General features: G+C 70.4%; 22 protein-coding genes and 2 tRNA genes. 16 read left to right on the top strand and 8 right to left on the bottom strand.

The genetic code is table 11. The features are described 5' to 3' along the window. Window positions 1–95: 95 nt before the first annotated feature. Window positions 96–995 carry a DUF4232 domain-containing protein gene (locus OHS17_RS11000; protein WP_330312005.1) on the top strand — a complete coding sequence of 300 codons (900 nt, stop codon included), beginning with the start codon at window positions 96–98 and terminating at the stop codon, window positions 993–995. Here OHS17_RS11000 and OHS17_RS10995 read toward each other — a convergent pair. The 4 genes from OHS17_RS10995 to OHS17_RS10980 form a co-directional block, all read right to left on the bottom strand. Further along, complete coding sequence (locus tag OHS17_RS10995; RefSeq protein WP_330315220.1) at window positions 986–1,951, bottom strand: aldo/keto reductase; 966 nt, start codon at window positions 1,949–1,951, stop codon at window positions 986–988. The genes OHS17_RS11000 and OHS17_RS10995 overlap by 10 nt on opposite strands. A gap of 92 nt (window positions 1,952–2,043) precedes the next feature. After that, window positions 2,044–2,883, bottom strand: coding sequence for an MOSC domain-containing protein (locus tag OHS17_RS10990; protein WP_330312004.1), 840 nt, complete (start codon window positions 2,881–2,883; stop codon window positions 2,044–2,046). Window positions 2,884–3,050: 167 nt separating this feature from the next. Then, complete coding sequence (locus OHS17_RS10985) at window positions 3,051–3,692, bottom strand: superoxide dismutase (protein WP_018103172.1); 642 nt, start codon at window positions 3,690–3,692, stop codon at window positions 3,051–3,053. A 139-nt stretch (window positions 3,693–3,831) separates the two neighbouring features. Then, window positions 3,832–5,244 carry an amino acid permease gene (locus tag OHS17_RS10980; RefSeq protein ID WP_330312003.1) on the bottom strand — a complete coding sequence of 471 codons (1,413 nt, stop codon included), beginning with the start codon at window positions 5,242–5,244 and terminating at the stop codon, window positions 3,832–3,834. A gap of 388 nt (window positions 5,245–5,632) precedes the next feature. On the opposite strand from OHS17_RS10980, the gene OHS17_RS10975 reads away from it, so the two are divergent. The 4 genes from OHS17_RS10975 (at window position 5,633) to OHS17_RS10960 (ending at window position 8,980) form a co-directional block, all read left to right on the top strand. Continuing rightward, complete coding sequence (locus OHS17_RS10975; RefSeq protein WP_330312002.1) at window positions 5,633–6,226, top strand: biotin transporter BioY; 594 nt, start codon at window positions 5,633–5,635, stop codon at window positions 6,224–6,226. Window positions 6,227–6,355: 129 nt separating this feature from the next. Continuing rightward, a complete protein-coding gene (locus tag OHS17_RS10970; protein WP_018103175.1) occupies window positions 6,356–6,844 on the top strand; it encodes a ribose-5-phosphate isomerase in 489 nt (162 codons plus the stop codon). 75 nt (window positions 6,845–6,919) lie between these two features. Next, entirely contained in the window at window positions 6,920–7,729 is an 810-nt protein-coding gene (locus OHS17_RS10965; RefSeq protein WP_330312001.1) for an Fpg/Nei family DNA glycosylase, read from the top strand. Window positions 7,730–7,834: 105 nt separating this feature from the next. After that, window positions 7,835–8,980 (top strand): PP2C family protein-serine/threonine phosphatase, encoded by a 1,146-nt coding sequence (locus OHS17_RS10960; RefSeq protein ID WP_330312000.1) that lies wholly within the window; start codon window positions 7,835–7,837, stop codon window positions 8,978–8,980. A 28-nt stretch (window positions 8,981–9,008) separates the two neighbouring features. Here the strand turns inward: OHS17_RS10960 and OHS17_RS10955 are convergent, their stop codons facing one another. Next, window positions 9,009–10,190 (bottom strand): cation:proton antiporter, encoded by a 1,182-nt coding sequence (locus tag OHS17_RS10955; protein WP_330311999.1) that lies wholly within the window; start codon window positions 10,188–10,190, stop codon window positions 9,009–9,011. Between the two features lie 145 nt (window positions 10,191–10,335). Here OHS17_RS10955 and OHS17_RS10950 point away from each other — a divergent pair, with 145 nt between their 5' ends. After that, window positions 10,336–10,821 carry an HD domain-containing protein gene (locus tag OHS17_RS10950; protein WP_330311998.1) on the top strand — a complete coding sequence of 162 codons (486 nt, stop codon included), beginning with the start codon at window positions 10,336–10,338 and terminating at the stop codon, window positions 10,819–10,821. A gap of 107 nt (window positions 10,822–10,928) precedes the next feature. On the opposite strand, the gene OHS17_RS10945 is transcribed toward OHS17_RS10950, so the two are convergent. Beyond that, window positions 10,929–12,080 (bottom strand): acyltransferase family protein, encoded by a 1,152-nt coding sequence (locus OHS17_RS10945; protein ID WP_330311997.1) that lies wholly within the window; start codon window positions 12,078–12,080, stop codon window positions 10,929–10,931. 444 nt (window positions 12,081–12,524) lie between these two features. On the opposite strand from OHS17_RS10945, the gene OHS17_RS10940 reads away from it, so the two are divergent. Next, a complete protein-coding gene (locus tag OHS17_RS10940) occupies window positions 12,525–12,719 on the top strand; it encodes a hypothetical protein (protein ID WP_018103181.1) in 195 nt (64 codons plus the stop codon). Between the two features lie 56 nt (window positions 12,720–12,775). Here OHS17_RS10940 and OHS17_RS10935 read toward each other — a convergent pair. Next, window positions 12,776–12,849, bottom strand: a tRNA-Gly gene (locus tag OHS17_RS10935). A gap of 143 nt (window positions 12,850–12,992) precedes the next feature. Between OHS17_RS10935 and OHS17_RS10930 the strand changes: the two genes are divergently transcribed. From OHS17_RS10930 to clpX, 5 genes are all read left to right on the top strand, one after another. Beyond that, a tRNA-Pro gene (locus tag OHS17_RS10930) sits at window positions 12,993–13,069 on the top strand. Window positions 13,070–13,234: 165 nt separating this feature from the next. After that, window positions 13,235–14,620, top strand: a complete 1,386-nt coding sequence (gene tig / locus OHS17_RS10925) for a trigger factor (protein WP_330311996.1) — start codon at window positions 13,235–13,237, stop codon at window positions 14,618–14,620. Window positions 14,621–14,886: 266 nt separating this feature from the next. Further along, entirely contained in the window at window positions 14,887–15,492 is a 606-nt protein-coding gene (locus OHS17_RS10920; protein ID WP_018103183.1) for an ATP-dependent Clp protease proteolytic subunit, read from the top strand. A 78-nt stretch (window positions 15,493–15,570) separates the two neighbouring features. Beyond that, entirely contained in the window at window positions 15,571–16,254 is a 684-nt protein-coding gene (locus OHS17_RS10915) for an ATP-dependent Clp protease proteolytic subunit (RefSeq protein WP_018518168.1), read from the top strand. A gap of 156 nt (window positions 16,255–16,410) precedes the next feature. Next, window positions 16,411–17,709: an ATP-dependent Clp protease ATP-binding subunit ClpX gene (gene clpX / locus OHS17_RS10910; RefSeq protein WP_018103185.1), complete on the top strand. Its 1,299-nt coding sequence runs from the start codon at window positions 16,411–16,413 to the stop codon at window positions 17,707–17,709. 79 nt (window positions 17,710–17,788) lie between these two features. Here clpX and OHS17_RS10905 read toward each other — a convergent pair whose 3' ends face one another. Further along, window positions 17,789–18,784 (bottom strand): hypothetical protein, encoded by a 996-nt coding sequence (locus tag OHS17_RS10905; protein WP_330311995.1) that lies wholly within the window; start codon window positions 18,782–18,784, stop codon window positions 17,789–17,791. A gap of 139 nt (window positions 18,785–18,923) precedes the next feature. Here OHS17_RS10905 and OHS17_RS10900 point away from each other — a divergent pair, with 139 nt between their 5' ends. The 4 genes from OHS17_RS10900 to ndk all read left to right on the top strand — a co-directional run bounded on the left by OHS17_RS10900 (window position 18,924) and on the right by ndk (window position 24,053). Then, on the top strand, window positions 18,924–21,545 hold the full coding sequence (locus tag OHS17_RS10900) for a valine--tRNA ligase (protein ID WP_330311994.1): 2,622 nt from the start codon (window positions 18,924–18,926) through the stop codon (window positions 21,543–21,545). 121 nt (window positions 21,546–21,666) lie between these two features. Then, window positions 21,667–23,187, top strand: a complete 1,521-nt coding sequence (gene folC / locus OHS17_RS10895) for a bifunctional tetrahydrofolate synthase/dihydrofolate synthase (protein ID WP_330311993.1) — start codon at window positions 21,667–21,669, stop codon at window positions 23,185–23,187. 2 nt (window positions 23,188–23,189) lie between these two features. Further along, window positions 23,190–23,546 (top strand): DUF4233 domain-containing protein, encoded by a 357-nt coding sequence (locus OHS17_RS10890; RefSeq protein ID WP_018103189.1) that lies wholly within the window; start codon window positions 23,190–23,192, stop codon window positions 23,544–23,546. 93 nt (window positions 23,547–23,639) lie between these two features. Beyond that, a complete protein-coding gene (gene ndk, locus OHS17_RS10885; RefSeq protein ID WP_330311992.1) occupies window positions 23,640–24,053 on the top strand; it encodes a nucleoside-diphosphate kinase in 414 nt (137 codons plus the stop codon). The last annotated feature ends 47 nt before the right edge of the window (window positions 24,054–24,100 follow it).

Here is a 24,100-nt window from a genome sequence, read left to right as displayed (position 1 = left end):
GGGGAGCACTCCCCGCCGCCGTCTGTGACGCCACCGTGACGCAATATGTGACCTGGCACACAGCCCGCCCCGGCGCTCTTTGATCTTCTGGGCGGATGCGCCCAGCCTCCGCCCTCATCCTGTGTGCCGCCCTCGCGAGCACCGCGCTGCTCGCCGGATGCGGGAAGGAGACCGCCGGGGCCTCCGCCTCGCCCGGCGCGACCTGCGCCTCCCTCGCGCCGCTCCCCGACCCCGCCGGGCGGACCTGGGACAACGTCCGGGTGATCAGCGGCAAGTGCGGTCCCTCCGGCGCCCCGTCCACCGGGTTCGAGGTCACCAACACCGAGAAGGAACCGCTCACCTTCACCCTCACGTTCACCCTGGTCAACGGGTTGGGCGAGGCCATGGACAACATCACCCGCACCGTGGAGGCGGTGAAGCCCGGCCAGACCGTGCGGCGGCCCCTGGACGCGGCGGACGGACCGGGCTCGGCGCGCTCGTACCGGGCCCGGCTCATGAGGGTGCGGGCCGTCCCGGCGGACGGGGCGGGCGGCGACTGTCCCTCCTCCGGGGTCCGCATCACCAACGACCGGGGCGACGCCGCGATGGGGCTGCGCGTCGTGGGCATCAACCTCATCAACTGCTCCACCACCGACTACGAGCTGAACGGCTACCCGGCGCTCCGGCTCCTCGGCGAGGACCGCAAGCCGGTCAGCGGGGTCAAGATCCTGCACGGCACCACCGCGATCTCCACCGGCATCGGCGGCAACGCCGAACCCCGCCCCGTCACGCTGCGCCCCGGCGAGAGCGCGCGCGCCACCCTCGCCTGGCGCAACACCACCACGGAGGGCGACCCGGTGAACGCCCCCTACACCGAGGTCACCGCGAAGCCCGGCGCCGCGCCCGTGACGGTCACCCCGGAGCTGGACCTCGGCACCACGGGCCGGCTCGGCGTCGGCCCGTGGACGAAGACCCCGGCGGCGGCGCGGACCGGTGAACTTCCCGGTCAGGAGTAGAAGTTGCGCGGCCAGCGGTGCTTGGCCAGGACCGCCAGCTGTTCCTCGGTGAGCGGCTGTCCGTCGCTGAGCGCGGTGTTGCGCTCCACGTTACGGACGCTGCGCATCCCCGGGATCACGGTGGAGACCGCCGGGTGGCTCAGGACGAACCGCAGCGCGTGCTCCGCGATCGCGTCCGGCTCGACGCCCAGGTCCGCCACGATCGCCGCGACGCGCCGTTCGACCTGGGCCGGGCGGTCGTCGCGGAAGTAGCGGTTGCGGAAGTCGCCCTCGGGGAACGTCGTGTCCGCGGTGATCCGGCCGGTCAGCCCGCCCTCGTCCAGGGCGACCCGGACGATCACGCCGACCCCGTGCTCCGCGCAGGCCGGCAGCAGCTCCTCGGCGGGGGCCTGGTCGAACACGTTGTAGATGACCTGCACGCTGTCCACGGCCCCGCTGCGCACGAGCGCGACCGCGCTCTCCGGGGAGTGGTCGTTGACCGAGACCCCGAACAGGCGGATCTTCCCCTCCTGCTTCAGCGCCGCGACGGTCTCCAGCCAGTCCCCGCGCCCCAGCCACTCGTCGTTCCAGACGTGGAACTGGAGCACGTCGAAGTGGTCCAGGCCGGAAGCGGCGAGGCTGGTCTCCAGGCTGCTGCGGATGTGCGCGCCGGGGAACGTGTCCGCCGGGTCCAGGCCGTCCGCCGCCGGCCACTCACCGTTCTTCGGCGGCACCTTGGTCGCCACCAGTACCTCGTCACCGGCCCGTTCGCGGACCAGCTGCCCGACGATGCGCTCGCTCTCGCCGTAGCCGCGTGCGGTGTCGATGAGGTTCACGCCGAGGTCGACGGCCCGGTGCAGGGCGCGCAGCGACTCGTCCCGCGTCGCCCCCACCCAGCTGGACTCGCCGATGCCCCAGGCCCCGTAGCCGATCTCGGACACCGAAAGTCCGCTGCGTCCCAGCTCGCGGTAGCGCACAGTCATCCTCCACGTCGTCGTCCCGTTCCGGGCAAATCAGCACGACGATAGGGGAGTTGCGGGAGGCGGGCAGCTGGTTTTACGGGGGGTGCTCAGCCGGCCGCCGGGCTGTGCACGGAGACCGGGTCGCCGACCCGCACCACGCCCTCCCGGACCACCGCGTTCTTCGCGCCGAAGCTGAGCTTGTTGCCGAACTCCGGCTCCCTGCGGTATGTGGCCAGGGTGCGCACCGGCTCCGGGCCGGCACGGCGCCCGGTCCGCTGGTCGATGAGCGGGACGTTGCAGCGGATCGCCTTGACCGAGTGGGCGAGTTCGGCGGTGCCCACGGTCATCCGCGCCACCCGGTCCTCGAAGTGCGGCTCGTCGTCACCGGTCAGCACGATGTTGGCCCGGAAGCGGTCCATGGGCACGGGCGCGGCGTCGCCCCGGGCCGCGATGCGGGCGTTGAGCCCGGCGAGCGAGGCGGTCGAGGTGACCAGGACCGCGTGCGCGTCGCCGAAGTTGACCTTGCCGGGGGTCTCGCCCCAGCCGTCGCGGTCGAAGCCGGGGCGCACCCGGACGAGGCGGCACGCGGCCCCGAGCGCGTCGGAGAACCACCGCGCGGCCTCGTCGCCCTGGTCGACGGCTTCGCCGAGGTCCCGGCCGAACATGCTGACCTCGCGGCGCGGCCCGTCCGGCGCCACCTCCAGGCGCAGCGGCCCGACGGCCTCGGCGGACAGGTCGAGGGCCGCCCCGGCGTCGAGGACGCGGACCCCGATCGCCGCCATCGCGGGGTGGGTGCGCTGGCTGCGGAACGCGCCGTCGGCCGCGTCGACCACCATGAACATCCGGTCGTGCTCCAGGCCGGTGACGGTGACCCGCGCGGAGTCGACCCGGGTCCCGGCGCAGCCCTTGACCGGGTAGTACACCAGCTCGTGGACGGTGATCGTCATGACGTGCTCCTCATGCCGGACATCATGGCAGCCGGGCCCGGGCCACAGAGAGGCCCCCGCCTGTCACGTCCAGGCGGGGGCCTCCCCTTCATCCGCCTGCCGGTGAAGGTTGAGAAGACGATCACGAGGCAGGACGTCCGGTGTGTCCCGCGCGCGGGGACGTCGGCTCAGGGGGCGAGCAGCAGCACGTCCGCGCGCTCCTTGGCGGCGGCGTAGCGCTTCGCCACGTCCTGCCAGTTGACGACGGCCCACATCGCCTCGATGAAGTCGACCTTCTGGTTCTTGTACTGGAGGTAGAAGGCGTGCTCCCAGGCGTCGAAGACCAGGACCGGGACGGAGCCCTGGCCCACGTTGCCCTGGTGGTCGTAGACCTGCTCCACGATCAGCTTGCCGCTGACCGGCTCGTACGCGAGGACGCCCCAGCCGGAGCCCTGCGTGGTGGCCGCGGCCTTCGTCAGCTGGGACTTGAAACCGGCGAAGGAGCCGAACGACTCGGTGATCGCGTCCGCGAGGTCGCCGACCCCGTCCGCGGCCAGCGGCTCGCCGCCGCCGTCACCGGTCATGTTGTGCCAGTAGATCGAGTGCAGGATGTGGCCGGACAGGTGGAAGGCGAGGTTCTTCTGGAGGCCGTTGATCGCTCCCCAGGCCTCCTTGTCCCGCGCCTCTTCCAGCTGCTCCAGGGTGTCGTTGGCGCCCTTCACGTAAGCGGCGTGGTGCTTGTCGTGGTGGAGCTCGATGATCTGCGGATTGATGACCGGTTCGAGCGCGGCGTAGTCGTACGGGAGTTCCGGGAGCGTGTACGTGGCCATTGGTTTCGAACCCTCCAACTGCTGACAAGTTGTTATTGCAATCCCTATGCAACAGCAGGCTAACAGCAGCAAAGCGAAACACCGGGTCAGCCCTTCGGCTTAGGACCCGGTGTTTCGTACGGTTTTACGGGGTTACGGCTCAGACTCCGGCGCGCCGCCGCTGGCGTACGGCCCCGATCGCGGCCAGGGCCACCGTCAGCGCGCCCGACGCCAGGAGCTGGTCACGGGTCGAGGGCTGGCGGAGCATCAGGACGAAGATCCCGGCCATGGCGAGCAGCGCCACCACCGTCAGCCCCGGGAACAGCCACATCCGCACCACCAGCTTCTCGGGCGCCTCGCGCTCCAGGCGGGCCCGCAGGATCAGCTGGGAGACGGCGATGAAGATCCAGACGACCAGGATCACCGCACCGGTCATGTTCAGCAGCCAGGGGAAGACGTCGTCCGGCCGCCAGTAGCTCAGCAGCACGCACAGGAAGCCGAAGACGGACGAGACCAGGACCGCCGTGCGCGGCACCCCGCCGGAGACCCGGCCCAGCCGCTTCGGGCCCTGGCCGCGCGCCACCAGCGAGCAGGCCATGCGCGAGGCGCCGTAGATGTTGGCGTTCATCGCGGAGAGCAGGGCGACCAGGATGACGACGTTCATGATCTGCGCGGCCTGGCCGATGCCGAGGTGGTCGAGCGCCGCGTAGAACGGCCCCACCTCCACCACCTTCGGGTCGTCCCAGGGCACCAGTGTCACGACGACCGCCATCGAGCCCACGTAGAACAGCGCGATCCGCCACATCGCCGTCCGCACGGCCGTCGCGACGCCGCGCACCGGGTTCTCCGACTCCGCGGCGGCGATGGTGACCGTCTCCAGACCGCCGTACGCGAAGACGGAGGCGAGGAGTCCGATGACCAGGCCGTCCGAGCCGTTCGGCAGGAAGCCGCCCTCGCCGCTGAGGTTGGCGGTGCCCGGCGCGTCCGTGCCCGGCAGCACGCCCAGGACCGCCAGCACGCCGAGGACCAGGAACAGCGTGATCGCGGTGACCTTGAGCGCGGCGAACCAGAACTCGAACTCGCCGAACTTCGTCACCGAGGCCAGGTTCGTCCCCAGGAACACCACCATGAACAGCGCCACCCAGGCCCATTCGGGGGTCCCCGGCAGCCAGCCCGTCACGATCTTGGCCGCGCCGATCCCCTCCAGGCCGACGGCCGTGCAGAGCAGCACCCAGAACGCCCAGCCCGCCGTGAACCCGGCCCACGGCCCGATCGCCCGCTCGGCGTGCACCGAGAACGAGCCGGACGCCGGGTTGGCCGCCGACATCTCGCCGAGCATCCGCATCACGAGCATCACCAGCAGCCCCGAGACGGCGTACGCGATGACGATCGAGGGGCCCGCGGCGGCGATGCCCGCGCCGGAGCCGACGAAGAGCCCGGCGCCGATGACGCCGCCCAGGGCGATCATCGAGAGATGGCGCTGCTTCAGCCCCTGCGACAGGGGCGATTCGGGGCCGGTGTCCGGCGCGGTGGCCGGGGAGCCGGTGGGGGAGGGCGCGGAGGTCCGGGACATGGACGGGCTCTGTTCGGTCGGTGAGACGGGGGACGTCCGCCCAGTCTGGCCACGTGATCCGCAGGCCGGTAACCACCGTCCGCTATACGGTCACCGGGTCCACACCGGGCGCGCACGCGGCGGCGGACGGTGGGCCACCGTCACGTACCGCGCTTTTAGAGGGAGTTCACAGTCCCGCTTCCGCGCGCCTTCCCGGGCCGCCTCGGGCGCATCCCCGCTCACCTCCGTGACAAGCATCACGCTCGGCGATGATTGCGCCGCCGTCCTTGTGCGAACCCCACCAACGCCCCGATCGCCGCTTTGTGGGCCGCTGACGGTGATCGGGCCCGGCCCGGTCGGATAGCGTCACGGTCAGTCCCTCTCCACCCTCACCCCCGCGGAGTCCCCGATGAGCACTGCTGCCGCCCCCGCCCGCACCGGAGTGGTCCTCGCCGACCTGCTGCCCGCCGCCCGGCACCGCTACGCCGTGGACACCGCCCTGGTGCTCGGCGGCGCCGCGCTCACCGGCATAGCCGCCCAGATCGCCGTGCCCATCCCGCACTCCCCGGTCCCGGTCACCGGCCAGACGTTCGCCGCCCTCCTCGTCGGCACCGCGCTCGGCGCTCGCCGCGGCTTCCTCTCCCTCGCCGTGTACGCCCTCATCGGCATGGCCGGAATGCCGTGGTTCGCGGGCGGCACCTCCGGCGCGGGCGGCGCCTCCTTCGGCTACGTCCTCGGCATGCTGCTCGCCGCCACCGTCGTCGGCGGCCTGGCCCGGCGCGGCGGCGACCGCTCGGTGCTGCGCACGGCCGGGACGATGGTCCTCGGCTCGGCGATCATCTACGCGGTCGGCGTGCCGTACCTGGCGCTGTCCACCGGCATGTCGGCGAGCGCCGCGATCGCCGCGGGCCTGACGCCGTTCCTGCTCGGCGACGCGCTGAAGGCGGCGCTGGCCATGGGCGCGCTGCCCGCCTCCTGGAAGCTCCTGGGCCGCAGGGGCTGACCCCGCAGACCTCTCGGGAGGCCCGCCGGACCGCACCGCGGACCGGCGGGCCTCCGCGCGTCCGCCCGGCACCGGGCACACCGCACCCCTTCGTCGGCGCCCCGCCCGCGCACGTGCCACACTCCTCCCATGCGCGTGTACCTCGGATCCGACCATGCCGGTTACGAACTCAAGAACCACCTCGTCGAGTGGCTCAAGGCCCAGGGCCACGAGGCCGTCGACTGCGGTCCCCACATCTACGACGCCCAGGACGACTACCCGCCGTTCTGCCTCCGCGCCGCCGAGAAGACGGCCGCCGACCCGGACAGCCTCGGCATCGTGATCGGCGGCTCCGGCAACGGCGAGCAGATCGCCGCCAACAAGGTCAAGGGCGTCCGCGCCGCACTCGCCTGGAGCGAGCAGACCGCCGCGCTCGGCCGCGAGCACAACGACGCCAACGTGATCTCCATCGGCGGCCGGATGCACACGGTCGAGGAGTCCACCAAGTTCGTGGAGATCTTCCTCTCCACCCCGTACTCCGGCGAGGAGCGGCACACCCGCCGCATCGACATGCTCACGGCGTACGAGAACACCGGCGAGCTCCCCCCGATCCCGGCCCACCACCCGCAGCAGGGCTGACCAGCTTCCTGTGCCGCCGGTCCGTCCGGCGGCACAGTCATGTCCGCCCCCGCACCGCCCAGGAGACCCGCCACCGTGCCCGAGGGACACACGATCCACCGCCTCGCCGCGGACCACCGCGAGCGCTTCGGCGGCCGGCCGGTGCGGACGAGCAGCCCGCAGGGCAAGTTCTCCGACAGCGCCGCCCTGCTCGACGGCCACGTCCTGGACACGGCCGACGCCCACGGCAAGCACCTCTTCCTCGGCTTCGGCGACACCGGCTGGGTCCACATCCACCTCGGCCTCTTCGGCAAGCTGGGCTTCGGTACGGTGCCGGCCCCGCCGCCCACCGACACCGTCCGGCTGCGCCTGGTCAACGACGCGCACCACGCGGACCTGCGCGGCCCGACCACCTGCGCCCTGATCACGGACGCCGAGAAGCGCGCGATACACGACCGGCTCGGCCCCGACCCGCTGCGCGCGGGCGAGGACGGCGAACGCGCCTGGCAGCGGATCTCCCGCAGCCGGATCACCGTCGCCGCCCTGCTGATGGACCAGAAGGTCATCGCGGGCGTCGGCAACGTCTACCGCGCGGAGGTGCTGTTCCGGCACGGCATCGACCCGTACCGGGCGGGCAAGGACCTCACCCGGCGCGAGTGGGACGCGATCTGGGCGGACCTGCGGGAGCTGATGCGCGAGGGCGTACGGCACAACCGGATCGACACCGTCCGCCCCGAGCACCTGCCCGAGGCGATGGGCCGCCCGCCCCGCGTGGACGACCACGGCGGCGAGGTCTACGTCTACCGGCGCGCCCGCCAGGGCTGCCACATCTGCGGCACCGAGATCCGCACCGCCGACCTGGCCGCCCGCAACCTCTTCTGGTGCCCCGGCTGCCAGTCCGCGTAATCCGCACGCCTTACCCGCCGGTACGGCACCGAGCGCGCCGATTTCGAACACATTGTCACGGGGTCCCCCTGCACCGGAGGCCGCCGGGTGGATAAGGTCCCCGCAATGGCCCGACGCGCAGGAGCAACGACGTACCCGGCCCGATGGCGGAAATCGGCGCACCGGGTCTACACCACGCTGCGCCGGTCCGGGGTCGACTACTTCCGCGGCGACGGCTCCGACTGGATCGCCCTGGCCGGCCTCTTCCTGGTCATCCCGGTCATCACCTGCCTCACCCTGGTCGACCCGGTCTGGTGCGCGCCCACCATGCTCGTCCTGCCGATCGTCGCGGGCGGCCTGCTGCTGCGCCCGGCCAGCCTCCTCGGCCTGTACGCGGGGGTCGCCGTCGCCCTCATCGTGGAGTCCGTCCGGCTCGGCCCCTACGAGGACGGCCCGGCCGGGGTCACCCCCGGCACCGTGCTCACGGTCGCCGCCTGCGGGTTCTTCGGGCTGGTCCTCGCCCAGTTCCGCGCCCGGGTCGGGGTGCCCTGGCGGCGCGGCGGCACCATGCTCTTCGACCTGCGCGAACGCATCCGCGTCCAGAGCTCGCTGCCCCGCCTCCCGCAGGGCTGGCACCGCGAGATGGCGCTGCGCCCGGCCGGCGGGCAGTCCTTCTCCGGGGACTTCGTCGTCGCGGCCCGCACCCACGGCGGCCGGACCCTGGAAGCCGTCCTGACCGACGTCTCCGGCAAGGGCATGGACGCCGGCTCCCGCGCCCTGCTGCTGTCCGGCGCCTTCGGCGGGCTGCTCGGCTCGCTGCCCCCGCACGGATTCCTGCCCGCCGCCAACGGCTATCTGCTGCGCCAGGACTGGGACGAGGGCTTCGCGACCTCGATCCACCTGGTCCTCGACCTGGAGACCGGCGACTACGAACTCCTCTCGGCGGGCCACCCGCCGGCCCTCCAGCTCCACGCCGGCAGCGGCCAGTGGGAGGAGAAGGCGGCGGAGGGCCCGCTGCTCGGGGTGTACGACGGGGCCGAGTTCGACGCGGTCAAGGGCCATCTCGCCCCCGGTGACGTGCTGATGCTGTTCACCGACGGACTGGTGGAGGCGTCCGACCGGGACATCGCGGAGGGCATCGACCGGCTCACCGGCGAGGCCGACCGCTACGTCAGCACCGGCTTCGAGGGCGCGGCCTGGCACCTCATCGAGGCGTGCGCCAAGGACGTCAACGACGACCGGGCCCTGCTGCTCCTGTCACGGAAGTCCTGAACTCACGGGAGTTCTGAACTCACGGAAGTCATGAACCGGCGCCGACCGGATCGGGCTCGCGGAGCGCCGGTTCCGGCTTGCCCGGCAGGAGGCGGGCCAGCCAGTGCGAGCGTCCGGCCGCCAGCGGCGCGAGGACCGCGAGGACCAGTACGTAGCCCGCGATGAACGGGGAGAGCCGTTCGTCGAGGCCGGCGCCCGCCGCCATCGTGGCGAGGATCAGGGCGAACTCCCCGCGCGCCACCAGGGTGGTGGAGATGTTCGCGGTGGCCTGCGGGCCGAAGTCGTACACCTTGGCGGCGGCGATTCCGGCGCACACGTTCATCGCGAGGGTGACCGCGACGGCGGCCAGCACCGGCCAGAGCACGGTGGGCAGGTCGCCCGGGTCGATGGAGAGCCCGAAGGCGAAGAAGAAGATCGCGCCGAACGCGTCGCGCAGCGGGTGCACCAGCTTGAGGATGCGCTCGCCCGACGACGTACTGCCGAGCATCAGCCCGACCATGAAGGCACCGATCGCGTCCGCGACGCCGAACCACTCCGAGATCCCGGCCACCAGGACGGCGGCGCCGAGGAACGAGATCACCAGGAGCTCGTCGTCCCTGGTCCCGATCAGCTTGCCGACGACCCGGGTGCCGAAGCGGGCGGCCAGGGCGAGCAGCAGCAGGAAGCCGAACGCCTTGCCGCCGTCGGTCACCGCCGCGGCGAGACTGTCGGCGCCGGACAGGATGGGCTGGAGGGCCGCCAGATACAGGGCGAGGAAGACGTCCTCCACGACGATGATGCCGAGGATGGGCCGGGTCTCCGGATTGCCGATCCGGCCGAGGTCCACGAGCACTTTGGTGACGATGGCCGACGAGGAGATCCCGAGCACCCCGGCGAGCACCAGCGCCTCGGAGGTGCCCCAGCCGAGCGCGAAGCCGAAGCCGAGCCCGGCGCCGACGTTCAGGGCGAGATAGGTGCCCCCGGCGACGGCCATCTTGCGGCCGCCCGCCTTGAGGTCGTCCAGGTGGAATTCCAGGCCCAGGTAGAAGAGGAGCAGCACCAGGCCGAGCGCGGAGAGCATCTCCAGGTCGTGCGGGTCGGCGACGAGGACGATGCCGGGGGTGTGCGGGCCGAGGAGGATTCCGGCCAGGATGAACAGAGGGATGGTGGGCAGTCCGATGCGGCGGCCTGCGCGGGCGAGGACCGCGGCGGCGAGGAAGGCGCCGCCCATGGCGATGAGCGTGTCTGCGTGTCCGATGAGCCTGGCCCTTCGAAGAGTCAAGAGATCGTCAAGAAATGGTCATCGGTTAGTTTACCGAACGATTGACATTGCAACTCTCGGGACCGGTGTACGGGGTGCGCCTAGAGTCCTTGCCATGACCGCATCACACGCTCGGCTGACGCTCGCCGAGGTCGAAGCCCTGGCCCGTGAGGCCCACGCCGCCCAGCGGGACAAGGCCGGCCGCCCTTACGTGGAACACCTCGCGGCCGTCGCGGAGGGTGTACGGAGCAGGGGCGGCAGCGACGAGCAGATCGCCGCGGCCTGGCTGCACGACGCGGTGGAGGACGACGCGCTGTCGGCCGAGTGGCTGGCCGGGGCCGCGCTGCCGCAGGCGGTCAAGGACATGGTGCTCGCCGTCACCAAGCGGGCGGGCGAGGAGCCGGAGGCGTACACCCGGCGCATCCTGGCCACCCCCGGCGCCCTGCTGGTCAAGGAGGCGGACCTCGCCCACAACGCCGACCCGGCCCGCCTCGCGGTGCTGGAGCCGGCCACCCGTACCCGGCTGACCGCGAAGTATGCGCGGGTACGGGAGCTGCTGGGGCTCACCGTGCCGAACCCGCCCTCGGAGCGTCGGGATTGAGCCAACACCGACCGCTGACACCGTCCGTCGCGCCGCGCGCCCGCACCGCCCGCTGACACGACGAAGCCCGGCCACCTGGGCCGGGCTTCGCGGGGTGCGCGGGGCGGTCAGATCCTGGCGGCGTCCCGGCGGAACGCCCAGTTCATGTCCGGCTCGGTGACGCAGCGCAGGACGCGCCGCACCGGCGGCGTGCACAGCAGCGTGACGGCGGCGGAGGCGACCACGGTCACGATCACCAGGCCCGCCGGACCGACCAGCCAGTCGTGGTCGTCGAAGATCCCCGCGTAGTCGGCGCCCTTCACCAGGAAGCCGTGCAGCAGGTAGCCGCAGATGGTGCCGGCGCCGAGCACCGTGAACCACATGTGGCGGCGCGGGACCAGCGCGAGGAACCCGGCCGTCAGCAGCACCGCGCAGCCGAACATCGCCAGGGTCATCACCGCGCCCGACCACCACGGCGCCCCCATGTCCTGGGCGCTGGAGTCCCGCAGGAACCAGCCCAGCTGCATCCGGGGCGCCGCCCAGTACGCGAAGACCAGCGCACCGGCGAAGAGCGGCAGCGCGAACAGCCGGGCCTCGCGGCGGCGGACCAGCTCGAAGTGCTCGGGCTTCAGCTGGAGTCCGAGCACGAAGAAGGGCAGGAACTGCAGCACGCGCGGCAGGTCGAGGTCGTCACCGATGCTGGGCGCGAGCGAGGCGAGAACGGCGATCACGAGCGAAACGGCCAGCGGATGGCGGAGGTTGCGCCAGATCGGCGTGGTGAGCCGCCAGATGAACAGGGCGGCCAGGAACCAGGTCAGGTACCAGGGCTCCAGCAGGCTGACGGCCGCGTCCGGCTGGTCGTTCGCGTACCGGCGGAACAGCGAGTACGCCGTCTCGAACACCACGTACGGCACGGCGACACCGGTGACGAGCCGCTTCACCTTGGCGGGGGTCAGGTCGAACGACCGTGAGAAATAACCCGAGATGAGGATGAAGGCGGGCATGTGGAACGTGTACACGACCATGTACAGCGCCCGGGCCGTCCGGCTCCCGTCCATGACCGGAACCCACGAGTGCGCCACCGCGACGAGCACGATGGCGAGGTACTTGGCGTTGTCGAAGAAGGCGTCACGCTTCTTGGCACCGCCGCTCCGGGTGGGCCGTTCCGCCGCTGGTGAGGGGGCCTGCGGGGCCGCCGTCGGCGCAGCGTGTCTGGGCTCCGCCTCCTCGGTCGCCGGGGGAAGCGCGGCCCTCTGCATTGCGTTCGGAGCGTGGAACATCTCAGGCACCCTAGACGTCTCGATTGCCATTCGTAAAACCGCCGTTGAATAGCGCGTCTTCCCTGCATATCAAATGGCAAACCAGCGGAACATGCCCGTTATGACCTGTTTAATCCGCGTCAAATGGGGCAATCCATCAGTCAGTTGACCGAAGTGAATTACCTCGCGTTCGGCGTCGAATTCGCCTGTGAATGAAGTGTGTGGGTACGGAAACGATCACCGTTGCATATTCCCGGAACGCGCGTGGCCACGCCCCGGCCCCTGCCTGGCCCCCGGCCCGGCGCGCAGGGGGCGCAAGGGGCGCAGGATGGCGCGATATCGACAGGTCGATACGCCACCCGGCAACACCCCGGCGGGAGTTGGTGGCACGATGGAGTCGACGGAGGGTGCAGGGCCGCACATCTCCGGGCCGGCAAGGCGGACCGACCGAGGGTGTGAGCAGTCGTGGCCATTTCGCTGTCTGTGGTGCTTCTGTTGGGGATCGTCCTGGTCGTCATGATCCGGAGCGGTTCCATAAAGGCGGGCCCCGCGATCGTCGCGGCGCTCTTCGGCTTCTTCCTGGCGCCGACGGGCATGGGGCCGTCGATCAACCGCTTCATGCACTCGATCATCGACTCGGTGGGCCAGATCAACTTCTGAGCCGCCCGGACACGACGCCGAAGGGCCCGGTCCACTGGACCGGGCCCTTCGGCGGTTGGAGCGGGCGACGGGAATCGAACCCGCGTAGCTAGTTTGGAAGACTAGGGCTCTACCATTGAGCTACGCCCGCAAGCGCGGCACCGCAGGTCACACGGACCGCGGCACGAGAAGCATCGTAGCGGGTCGCGGGCGCTGCCCGCACACCCCTTGACGCCGCCCGCCGAAACCGGCGGGCGCGGTGCCTCACTGCATGTACCCTACGTGTCGCACCGACGGGGTGTGGCGCAGCTTGGTAGCGCGTCCGCTTTGGGAGCGGAAGGTCGTCGGTTCGAATCCGGCCACCCCGACCATCGGCAAGATCGCGTGGACAAGATCGCGTTGCGGGAGTTCTCCCCCTTGCCGTTACTATGCAAAATGCGTGCCCGTGTGTCTGATGTACCGGGCTCGGTCCGCGAAGCCGCCCCCCGTGCGGCGGAGCAGAACCCCAAGAAGTCAGCCACCAAGGAGACCGAACCGTGAAGAGCGCCGTGGAGACCCTGAACCCGACCCGGGTTCGGCTCAGCATCGAGGTGCCCTTCGAGGAGCTCAAGGACAGCCTCGACGCGGCGTACAAGAAGATCAACCAGCAGGTCACGGTGAAGGGGTTCCGCAAGGGCAAGATCCCCAGCCGGGTCATCGACCAGCGGTTCGGCCGTGGTGCTGTGCTGGAGGAGGCCGTCAACGACGCGCTCCCGAAGTTCTACACCGAGGCCGTCAACGAGGGTGAGCTGAACGTCCTCGGCCAGCCCGAGGTCGACATCACGGAGCTGAAGGACGGCGAGCTGCTGGCCTTCACCGCCGAGGTGGACGTGCGCCCCGAGATCGAGATCCCGGACTACTCCGGCATCGAGGTCACCGTCGACGCCATCGAGGTCACCGACGAGGAGGTCGAGAAGGCCGTCGAGCAGCTGCGCGGCCGCTTCGCCTCCACCAACCCGGTCGAGCGCGCCGCCGCCGACGGCGACGTCGTCACGATCGACCTCGAGGCCAAGGTCGACGGCGAGGTCCTGGAGGACGGCGTGGCCGAGGGTGTCTCGTACACCATCGGTTCCGGTGAACTCCTCGAGGGCATCGACGAGGCCGTGACCGGTCTGGAGGCCGGTGGCGAGGCCACCTTCACCTCGCAGCTGAAGGGCGGCTCCGCCGAGGGCAAGGACGCCGAGGTCACCGTCAAGGTCAGCGCCGTCGCCGCCCGCGAGCTCCCCGAGCTGGACGACGACTTCGCCCAGATGGCCAGCGAGTTCGACACGCTGGACGAGCTGAAGGCCGACAGCCGCAAGCGCCTCGAGAACACCAAGCAGTACGACCAGGCCACCCAGGCCCAGGAGCGCGTCCTGGAGGAGCTGCTGAAGCTCGCCGAGGTCCCGATCCCGGAGAAGCTGCTCGCGGACGAGGTCCAGACCCGCAAGCACAACCTGGAGCACCACCAGCTCGGTCAGATGGGTCTCACCCTCGACAAGTACCTGGAGATCCAGGGCAAGACCGCCGAGGAGTTCGAGGCCGAGACCTCCGAGCAGGCCGTCAAGGGCATCAAGACCCAGTTCATCCTGGACGAGCTCGTCAACAAGGAGAAGCTGAACGTCAACCAGGAGGAGCTCACCGAGCACCTCATGCGGCGCGCTGCCTCCTCCGGCATGAGCCCGGACCAGTTCGCCCAGGCGGTCGTCGAGGGCGGCCAGGTGCCGATGCTCGTCGGCGAGGTCGCCCGCGGCAAGGCGCTCGCCGTCGTGGTCGAGGCCGCCAAGGTCGTCGACACCAACGGTGAGGTCGTCGAGCTGGAGGACGACGAGGACGCGGCGGAGGAGACCACGGAGGCCGCTGAGGCCACCGAGGCCGCCGCCGAGGAGAAGACCGAGGCCTGAGCCTCGCGCTGACCCCGTACGACGGGCTCCGGACGCCACCGCGTCCGGGGCCCGTCGTCGTACCGGCGGACGTTTCGCCACAACCCTTGTGCCAACTGCGGACCTTGCGCTCCCAGCGAACAGTCGCGGAAGCGGGATGGCGTTGTTCCACCTGCGCGTTAGGGTCCATGAAGAGGAAGGGTCGGGTAGTCCCGGCCCACCCGGTACGAAGACGCTGAGACGGCCGGAGCCGTCAGAGACGAGCAGGTGGATACGTGACGAATCTGATGCCCTACGCCGCCGGAGAGCCGTCCCTCGGTGGTGGCCTCGGTGACCAGGTCTACAGCCGGCTGCTCGGCGAGCGCATCATCTTCCTCGGCCAGCAGGTGGACGATGACATCGCCAACAAGATCACCGCACAGCTGCTCCTCCTTGCCGCAGAGCCGGACAAGGACATCTACCTCTACATCAACAGCCCCGGCGGTTCGGTGACGGCCGGCATGGCGGTCTACGACACCATGCAGTACATCCCGAACGACGTCGTCACCATCGGTATGGGCATGGCGGCCTCGATGGGCCAGTTCCTGCTCACCGGCGGCACCGCCGGCAAGCGCTTCGCGCTCCCGAACACCGACATCCTCATGCACCAGGGATCGGCCGGCATCGGCGGTACGGCCTCGGACATCAAGATCCAGGCCCAGTACCTGCTGCGCACCAAGCAGCGCATGGCGGAGATCACCGCCCGCCACTCCGGCCAGACCGTGGAGACGATCATCCGCGACGGCGACCGCGACCGCTGGTACACCGCGGAGGAGGCCAAGGAGTACGGCCTCATTGACGAGATCATCTCGATCGCGTCGGGCGTTCCGGGCGGCGGCGGCACCGGCGCCTGATCCGGCCCCCCGGACAGCGACGTACCGCCCCGCGCATCTCTCGTACGCCGAGACACCCAGCCACAGAACGCCACCAGGATGGTGAACACCCACATGAACAACTTCCCCGGCGCCTCCGCGAGCGGCCTCTACACGGGCCCGCAGGTGGACAACCGCTACATCGTGCCGCGCTTCGTGGAGCGCACCTCGCAGGGCGTGCGTGAGTACGACCCGTACGCGAAGCTCTTCGAGGAGCGCGTGATCTTCCTCGGCGTGCAGATCGACGACGCGTCCGCCAACGACGTCATGGCGCAGCTGCTCTGCCTGGAGTCGATGGACCCGGACCGGGACATCTCCATCTACATCAACAGCCCCGGCGGCTCGTTCACCGCGCTCACCGCGATCTACGACACGATGCAGTTCGTGAAGCCGGACATCCAGACGGTCTGCATGGGCCAGGCGGCCTCCGCCGCCGCGGTCCTGCTCGCCGCCGGCACCCCGGGCAAGCGCATGGCGCTGCCGAACGCCCGTGTGCTGATCCACCAGCCGTCCTCGCAGACCGGCCGTGAGCAGCTCTCCGACCTGGAGATCGCGGCCAACGAGATCCTGCGCATGCGGACCCAGCTGGAGGAGCTGCTGGCGAAGCACTCGACCACGCCGATCGAGAAGATCCGCGACGACATCGAGCGCGACAAGATCCTCACCGCCGAGGACTCCCTGGCCTACGGCCTCGTCGACCAGATCGTGTCGACCCGCAAGAGCGCGGCCGGCGCGCTCGCCTGACCTGCGCCCGAACCCCTTGGCACGGTTGCGGCACCCGGCTCCGGCCGTGTGAACCGTGCCAAGGGGGGCCCGAATGGGGGGCCGGGCAAGGTACCGTCGGATAGAGGCACAGGAGCCGCTGAACCAGGCGTCTCCCAGGCGAAGGGGAAGCACCTCGTGGCACGCATCGGTGATGGCGGCGACCTGCTCAAGTGCTCGTTCTGCGGAAAGAGCCAGAAGCAGGTGAAGAAGCTCATCGCGGGTCCCGGTGTGTACATCTGCGACGAGTGCATCGATCTCTGCAACGAGATCATCGAGGAGGAGCTCGCCGAGACGAGCGAGGTCCGCTGGGAAGAGCTTCCCAAGCCCCGCGAGATCTACGAGTTCCTCGAGGGGTACGTCGTCGGGCAGGAGCCCGCGAAGAAGGCCCTCTCGGTCGCTGTGTACAACCACTACAAGCGGGTCCAGGCCGGCGAGAACGGCGGCGGCGCGGGCCGCGACGACGCGATCGAGCTCGCCAAGTCCAACATCCTGCTGCTGGGCCCCACGGGCTCCGGCAAGACGCTGCTCGCGCAGACGCTGGCCCGCATGCTCAACGTCCCGTTCGCCATCGCGGACGCGACGGCGCTGACGGAGGCCGGCTATGTCGGCGAGGACGTCGAGAACATCCTGCTGAAGCTGATCCAGGCCGCCGACTACGACGTCAAGAAGGCCGAGACCGGGATCATCTACATCGACGAGATCGACAAGGTCGCCCGCAAGAGCGAGAACCCGTCGATCACCCGTGACGTCTCCGGCGAGGGCGTCCAGCAGGCCCTGCTGAAGATCCTGGAGGGCACCACCGCCTCCGTGCCGCCGCAGGGCGGCCGCAAGCACCCGCACCAGGAGTTCATCCAGATCGACACGACGAACGTGCTGTTCATCGTGGGCGGCGCGTTCTCCGGCCTGGAGAAGATCATCGAGTCCCGGGCCGGCGCCAAGGGCATCGGCTTCGGCGCCACGATCCGCTCCAAGCGGGAGATCCAGGCCAGCGACCAGTTCCAGGAGGTCATGCCGGAGGACCTGGTGAAGTTCGGGATGATCCCCGAGTTCATCGGCCGCCTCCCCGTCCTGACCTCGGTCCACAACCTGGACCGCGAGGCTCTGCTCCAGATCCTCATCGAGCCGCGCAACGCTCTGGTCAAGCAGTACCAGCGCCTCTTCGAACTCGACGGCGTGGAGCTGGACTTCGAGCGCGAGGCGCTGGAGGCCATCGCCGACCAGGCGATCCTGCGCCAGACCGGCGCGCGCGGCCTGCGCGCGATCATGGAGGAGGTCCTCCAGTCGGTGATGTACGAGGTCCCGTCCCGCAAGGACGTCGCCCGCGTGGTCATCACCGCCGACGTGGTCCGCAACAACGTCAACCCGACCCTGGTCCCGCGCGAACCGCGCACGATCGGCAAGGGCGACGAGGGCCGCCACGAGAAGTCCGCGTAACGCGGTGCGGTAGTTCGTACGTACGCGAAGGGGCGCCCGGCCGGAGGAACCGGCGGGGCGCCCCTTCGTGGTGCCGCGGTCAGAGCTTGGTGCGGGAGCTGTTGTAGAGCTGGGCAGCCAGGTCGGCGACATCGTCGATCGGCATGCTCTTGTTGGTCATGGCCGCACCGAGGTCGACGGCGAAGACCATGCCGAGGGTGCTGTAGTCCGTCCAGATGCAGACCGGGGTGTTGAACTCCTTCGGGCCCTGCTGCACCGAGCCGTCGGACTTCTTGTTGACCGACTTGACGACCTGGCACTTCATCAGCGCGCCGTCGAAGCCCTTGGGGGAGACGCTCTCGGGAGAGCCGACGAGGGAGGTCTCGCTGTCGTCCTCGCCCTGGTCCTTGCTCATCTCCTCCTTGGCACCCGCGAAGGCCGCGTCCAGCGTCTTCGCCGGATCGTCCACCTGACCCCAGACGCCCTTCAGCATGAGCATCTTCGTGGTGAGCGGGTTCTTGTCGATGTCCCCGCTGCCGTAGACCGCGCTGGCCTCGACGGGCGACTTGACGCCCATCGCCTCGGTCTCGGTCTTCTCCTTGCCGGTCAGCGGACCGGTCTTGTTGTCCGAGTCGCCCTTGTCCTGCTTGTACTCGCCCACCGACGCAGGCGGCGTCAGCTTGTAGCCCTTGGTGGAGTCCGCGACATCGCTGTTGCCGCCGCCCGAGGTCAGGAAATAGACCCCGCCGCCGATGACCGCCAAGGCCACGATGACCGCGCCCACGATCAGGCCCGTCTTCTTCTTCTGCGGGGCCGGCGGGGGGAAGCCCGGCTGCTGGCCGTAGGCGGGCTGGCCGCCGTACGGCGGGGTGGGCGGCTGCTGGCCGTACGGGCCGGGCTGCTGCGCCTGCGGGTAGCCGTAACCCGGCTGGGGCTGCTGCTGGGGCGGGACGCCCTGGGGGGCCTGCTGCGGGTAGCCGTAGCCGGGCTGGCCCTGCGGCGGCTGACCGCCGTACGGGCCCGGCTGCTGGCCGTACGGTCCGGGCTGGCCCTGCGGCGGCTGGCCACCGTACGGCCCCGGCTGGTTGTAGCTCATCTGCGGTGTCCCCTGTTCGTGATACTTACGCGTTGCGAACATCCTGACGGAAGGCTGGCGCGTGCGGACCACCGGGAGGCACACCGTTACGGAACAAACCGGTTTCAGTGCACTCCTGTGACGGCTCTAAACTGTCCGCGTGACCGAGAACCCAGCGCAGCAGCCAGCCAGCAACCCCGAACTGCCGACCCAGTACACGCCGGCCGAGGTAGAGGGGAAGCTGTACGAGCGCTGGGTAGAACGCGGGTACTTCGAGGCGGACGCCAAGAGCGACAAGCCGCCGTTCACGATCGTCATCCCGCCGCCGAACGTCACGGGCTCCCTGCACCTGGGCCACGCCTTCGAGCACACGCTGATCGACGCCCTCGTCCGCCGCAAGCGCATGCAGGGCTTCGAGGCGCTGTACCAGCCGGGCATGGACCACGCGGGCATCGCCACCCAGAACGTTGTCGAACGCGAACTCGGCAAGGAGGGCAAGTCCCGCCACGACCTGGGCCGCGAGGCGTTCGTCGAGCGCGTCTGGCAGTGGAAGAACGAGTCCGGCGGCCAGATCTCCGGTCAGATGCGCCGCCTCGGCGAGGGCGTCGACTGGACCCGCGAGCGGTTCACGATGGACGAGGGCCTGTCCAAGGCCGTCCAGACCATCTTCAAGCGGATGTACGACGACGAGCTCATCTACCGCCGTGAGCGCATCGTCAACTGGTGCCCCCGGTGCCTCACCGCGATCTCGGACATCGAGGTCGAGTACCAGGAGGACGACGGCGAGCTCGTCTCCATGACGTACGGCGAGGGCGAGGAGACCATCGTCGTCGCCACCACCCGCGCCGAGACGATGCTCGGTGACACCGCCGTCGCCGTCCACCCCGACGACGAGCGGTACAGGCACCTGGTCGGCAAGCAGATCAAGCTGCCTCTGACCGACCGCACCATCCCGGTCGTCGCCGACCACCACGTCGACCCGTCGTTCGGCACCGGTGCCGTCAAGGTCACCCCCGCCCACGACCCGAACGACTTCGAGATCGGGCAGCGCCACGACCTGCCCTTCCTCACCGTCCTGGACGAGCGCGCCGTCATCACCGTCCCCGGTCCCTTCGAGGGCCTGGACCGGCTGGAGGCCCGCTCCGCGATCGTCGCCGCCCTGCGCGCCGAGGGCCGGATCGTCGCCGAGAAGCGGCCGTACGTCCACTCCGTCGGCCACTGCTCGCGCTGCAAGACCACCGTCGAGCCCCGGCTGTCCATGCAGTGGTGGGTCAAGGTCGCCCCGCTCGCCAAGGCGGCCGGTGACGCCGTCCGCGACGGCAAGGTCCAGATCCACCCCCAGGAGATGGAGAAGCGCTACTTCGACTGGGTCGACAACCTCCACGACTGGTGCATCTCGCGCCAGCTCTGGTGGGGCCACCGCATCCCCGTCTGGCACGGCCCCGACGGCGAGATGGTCTGCGTCGGACCGGACGACGAGCCGCCCACCGGGGAGGGCTGGACCCAGGACAGCGACGTCCTGGACACCTGGTTCTCCTCCGGCCTGTGGCCGTTCTCCACGCTCGGCTGGCCCGAACAGACCAACAGCCTCGCGAAGTTCTACCCGAACTCCGTCCTGGTCACCGGCTACGACATCCTCTTCTTCTGGGTCGCCCGGATGATGATGTTCGGCCTGTACATCAACAAGGACGTCCCGCCGTTCGAGAAGATCGTCCTGCACGGCATGGTCCGCGACGAGCACGGCAAGAAGATGTCGAAGTCCTTCGGCAACGTCGTCAACCCGCTGGACTGGATGGACAAGTACGGCTCCGACGCGCTCCGCTTCACGCTCGCGCGCGGCGCCAACCCGGGCACCGACGTCCCGATCGGCGAGGACTGGGTCCAGGGCTCCGCGAAGTTCTCCAACAAGATCTGGAACGCGACCCGGTTCGCCCTGATGAACGGGGCGACGATCGAGGGCGAGCTGCCGTCCGCCGACGAGATGTCGGTGACCGACCGCTGGATCCTCTCCCGCCTGAACAAGACGGTCGCCGAAGTCGACGCGTACTACGAGGACTTCCAGTTCTCCAAGCTCAGCGAGTCGCTGCGGCACTTCGCCTGGGACGAGGTCTTCGACTGGTACGTCGAGCTGTCCAAGACCACGTTCTTCGGCGGCGGCCGCCCGGCCGAGGTCTCCGGCCGGGTCCTGGGCGAGGTCCTCGACGTGATGCTGCGCCTGCTGCACCCCGTCGTCCCCTTCGTCACCGAGACCCTGTGGACCGCGCTCACCGGCCGCGAGTCCGTCGTCATCGCGGACTGGCCGAAGGACTCCGGCTTCCGCGACGACGCCGCCGAGCGGGAGATCGAGCTCGTCCAGCAGGTCGTCACCGAGGTCCGCCGCTTCCGCAACGACCAGGGCCTCCAGCCCGGCCAGAAGGTCCCGGCCGAGCTCACCCTGACCGGGACCGCGCTCGCTCCGCACGAGGCGGCCATCCGCCAGCTCGCGCGGCTCCAGCCGGCCGGGGACGGCTTCCACGCCACCGCCTCGCTGCCCGTCGCCGGGGCGACCGTCGCCCTGGACCTGTCGGGCACGATCGACGTCGACGCCGAGCGCAAGCGGCTGACGAAGGACCTGGAGGCGGCCCGCAAGGAGAAGGCCCAGGCCGAGGGCAAGCTCGGCAACGAGGCGTTCCTGGCCAAGGCCCCGGACAACGTGGTCGACAAGATCCGCGGCCGGCTCACCAAGGCCGAGGCCGACATCGAGCGCATCGCCGGCCAGCTGGCGGCCCTGCCGCAGAGCTGAGCGGTCACCCGGAGCGGCCCGGGGCCCCCGCACCCCTCACCCGAGGGGCGCGGGGGCTCCGGTGTGTCCGGCCCCCGGGCGGCTGCGCGCGATGTCCGCGGCCATCCGTAGACTGGGGCCCGTGAGTGAGCCCCGCCCCGACCGGCCCGACGCGTCCGACTCCGACGACACCTTCGCGGAGATCGTCGACGAAGAGACCCAGCGCGACCCCGACCTGGCGGTGATCGAGGCCGGCAGCCGCACCCTGCGCGCCGCCTCGGGGCCGCCCCGGGCCGAGGAGCTGCCCGCCCGTCCCGCCGACCCGGAGGTCGACAAGGCACTGCGCGCGGTGGAGCAGGAGCTCGCCGGCCGCTGGGGCGAGACCAAGCTGGAGCCGTCCGTCACGCGCATCGCCGCCCTGATGGACGTGCTCGGCGAGCCGCAGCGCGCGTACCCCTCGATCCACATCACCGGCACCAACGGCAAGACGAGCACCGCCCGCATGATCGAGGCCCTGCTCGGCGCCTTCGACCTGCGCACCGGCCGCTACACCTCGCCGCACGTCCAGTCGATCACCGAGCGGATCAGCCTGGACGGCGCCCCGGTGGACCCGGAGCGGTTCATCTCCACGTACGAGGACATCAAGCCGTACATCGAGATGGTCGACGCCCAGCAGCCCTACCGGCTGTCCTTCTTCGAGGTGCTGACCGGCATGGCGTACGCGGCCTTCGCCGACGCGCCGGTCGACGTCGCCGTGGTCGAGGTCGGCATGGGCGGCACCTGGGACGCGACCAACGTCATCGACGCCTCGGTCGCCGTCGTCACCCCGATCTCGCTGGACCACACCGACCGCCTGGGCAACACGCCGGGCGAGATCGCGACCGAGAAGTCCGGGATCATCAAGCAGGGCGCCACGGTCATCCTGGCCCAGCAGCCCGTCGACGCCGCCCAGGTCATGCTGAAGAAGGCCGTCGAGGCCGACGCCACCGTGGCCCGCGAGGGCATGGAGTTCGGCGTGGTCTCCCGCGAGATCGCGGTCGGCGGCCAGCTGCTGACCCTGCGCGGCCTCGGCGGCGAGTACGACAACGTGTTCCTGCCGCTGTACGGCGCCCACCAGGCGCACAACGCGGTGGTGGCGCTCTGCGCGGTCGAGGCGTTCTTCGGCGTCGGCGCCGAGCAGCCCGGCGCGCTGGACGCCGACATCGTGCGCGCCGCGTTCGCCTCGGTGATCTCGCCCGGCCGCCTCGAAGTCGTCCGCTCCAGCCCCACCGTCGTCCTGGACGCCGCGCACAACCCGGCAGGCGCCCGCGCCACGGCCGAGGGGCTGTCCGAGGCGTTCGGCTTCTCCCGGCTGATCGGGGTGGTCGGCGCCAGCGGCGACAAGGACGTGCGGGGGCTCCTCGAAGCCTTCGAGCCGATCTTCGCCGAGATCGTCGTCACCCAGAACTCCACCGAGCGCGCCATGGACGCCGACGCCCTCGCGGCCGTCGCCGTCGAGGTCTTCGGCCACGACCGGGTGCAGGTCGAACCCCGGCTGGACGACGCGCTGGAGGCGGCGATCACCCTCGCCGAGGAAGAGGACGAGTACGCGGGCGCCGGCGTCCTGGTGACCGGTTCCGTGATCACGGTCGGCGAGGCCCGGCTGCTCCTGGGAAGGCGCTGACCATGCGCATGCTCTGTGCGTCCACATTGATCGGCGAGTTCTTCGTGATCGGGTTCGCCGGACTCGTCGCGATGAAGTCGGACGACCTGTCGCACGCCACGGTCTGGACGGTGTGCGGCATCGGGATGCTCCTCTCCGTGCTGCTCTGCGGCATGCTCACCCGGCCCGGCGGCGTCCAGCTCGGCTGGGCCCTCCAGGTCGCGCTGGTCGCGAGCGGCTTCGTGATCCCGGTGATGTTCATCCTGGGCGTCGCCTTCGGCGCGCTGTGGTGGGCCTCGGTGCACTACGGCCGCCGGATCGACGAGGTGAAGGCCCGCTGGGCGGCCCAGGCCGAGGCGGAGTCGCCCGCCGCCGGCTGACCGGCGCCCACCACGGCAAACCCGGCGGCGGGCCCGTCGCCGGGCCCCTGTAATGTCGCCTCACCGCACCCGTATGCCTGCAAGGAGCCGCACATGACCCAGCGCACCCTCGTTCTTCTCAAGCCCGACGCCGTCCGTCGCGGTCTGGTCGGCGAGATCGTCGGCCGCATCGAGCGCAAGGCCGGCTGGAAGATCACCGCGCTGGAGCTGCGTACCCTGGACCGCGCCACGCTGGAGCAGCACTACGCCGAGCACGTGGGCCGACCCTTCTACGAGCCGCTGGTCGAGTTCATGCAGTCGGGTCCGATCGTCGCCCTGGTGGCCGAGGGCGAGCGGGTCATCGACGGCGTCCGCGCCCTGGCCGGCCCCACCGACCCGATCGCCGCCGCGCCCGGGTCGATCCGCGGCGACTTCGGCACGATCACCCGGGAGAACCTCATCCACGCCTCGGACTCCGAGGAGTCCGCGGAGCGGGAGATGAAGCTGTTCTTCCCCGGACTTTCCTGAACCGGGATCAGCCGAACAGCGCTCGCGACCTGGGGCGACCGAATTAA

Source organism: Streptomyces sp. NBC_00523, assembly GCF_036346615.1.
Taxonomy (GTDB): domain Bacteria; phylum Actinomycetota; class Actinomycetes; order Streptomycetales; family Streptomycetaceae; genus Streptomyces.
The sequence above is the reverse complement of the archived record's forward strand: the minus strand, read 5'-3'. Positions and strand labels throughout refer to the sequence as shown.

Coding starts and splice junctions, on each gene's coding strand:
- OHS17_RS11000 (WP_330312005.1), top strand. CDS start 96: ATGCGCCCAGCCTCCGCCCTCATCCTGTGTGCCGCCCTCGCGAGCACC.
- OHS17_RS10990 (WP_330312004.1), bottom strand. CDS start 2,883: ATGACGATCACCGTCCACGAGCTGGTGTACTACCCGGTCAAGGGCTGC.
- OHS17_RS10985 (WP_018103172.1), bottom strand. CDS start 3,692: ATGGCCACGTACACGCTCCCGGAACTCCCGTACGACTACGCCGCGCTC.
- OHS17_RS10980 (WP_330312003.1), bottom strand. CDS start 5,244: ATGTCCCGGACCTCCGCGCCCTCCCCCACCGGCTCCCCGGCCACCGCG.
- OHS17_RS10975 (WP_330312002.1), top strand. CDS start 5,633: ATGAGCACTGCTGCCGCCCCCGCCCGCACCGGAGTGGTCCTCGCCGAC.
- OHS17_RS10970 (WP_018103175.1), top strand. CDS start 6,356: ATGCGCGTGTACCTCGGATCCGACCATGCCGGTTACGAACTCAAGAAC.
- OHS17_RS10960 (WP_330312000.1), top strand. CDS start 7,835: ATGGCCCGACGCGCAGGAGCAACGACGTACCCGGCCCGATGGCGGAAA.
- OHS17_RS10955 (WP_330311999.1), bottom strand. CDS start 10,190: ATGGGCGGCGCCTTCCTCGCCGCCGCGGTCCTCGCCCGCGCAGGCCGC.
- OHS17_RS10950 (WP_330311998.1), top strand. CDS start 10,336: ATGACCGCATCACACGCTCGGCTGACGCTCGCCGAGGTCGAAGCCCTG.
- OHS17_RS10945 (WP_330311997.1), bottom strand. CDS start 12,080: ATGTTCCACGCTCCGAACGCAATGCAGAGGGCCGCGCTTCCCCCGGCG.
- OHS17_RS10920 (WP_018103183.1), top strand. CDS start 14,887: ATGCCCTACGCCGCCGGAGAGCCGTCCCTCGGTGGTGGCCTCGGTGAC.
- OHS17_RS10915 (WP_018518168.1), top strand. CDS start 15,571: ATGGTGAACACCCACATGAACAACTTCCCCGGCGCCTCCGCGAGCGGC.
- OHS17_RS10905 (WP_330311995.1), bottom strand. CDS start 18,784: ATGAGCTACAACCAGCCGGGGCCGTACGGTGGCCAGCCGCCGCAGGGC.
- OHS17_RS10890 (WP_018103189.1), top strand. CDS start 23,190: ATGCGCATGCTCTGTGCGTCCACATTGATCGGCGAGTTCTTCGTGATC.
- ndk (WP_330311992.1), top strand. CDS start 23,640: ATGACCCAGCGCACCCTCGTTCTTCTCAAGCCCGACGCCGTCCGTCGC.